The following is a 378-nucleotide window of genomic DNA, read 5'->3' on the forward strand; positions in this document are numbered from 1 at the left end:
ATGTTGCGAATGGCCCTATATATGTAAGTAATGGTAATGCGTATTACGAAGAAATCGATGATGAAGAAGATTATGAATAGATAAGTAAGGAAGCAGCTTTAGTTGCTTCCTTTTTTTATTTTTAGGGAGTGAACCGCTTCAATGATAATATCTGGTCGATCATTTTCAATTCCGTGGCCAGCATGTTCGGCAAGTATATATTGGCTGTTTATTGAGAGTTGTAATTGTTCATGAATCAGTTCTTGCCACATTGCTTCAAGTTGTGTCGCTTCCTCTTTTTGCATGCCGCCCTCAGTCAACTGAGTAATAGAATATTGAGGGTCTCTACCGATAACGATTAAAGGTACTTCTAATGTTTTATAGAGTTCTTTTATTGAG

The 378-nt window shown here is 36.8% G+C and carries 1 pseudogene; it reads right to left on the reverse strand.

The features are described from left to right. Positions 1-98: 98 nt before the first annotated feature. Positions 99-378 (reverse strand): annotated as a pseudogene (locus MR079_RS28530) (alpha/beta hydrolase); the annotation flags it as partial.

Source organism: Bacillus cereus group sp. BfR-BA-01381, assembly GCF_022663555.1.
Lineage (GTDB): Bacteria > Bacillota > Bacilli > Bacillales > Bacillaceae_G > Bacillus_A > Bacillus_A pacificus.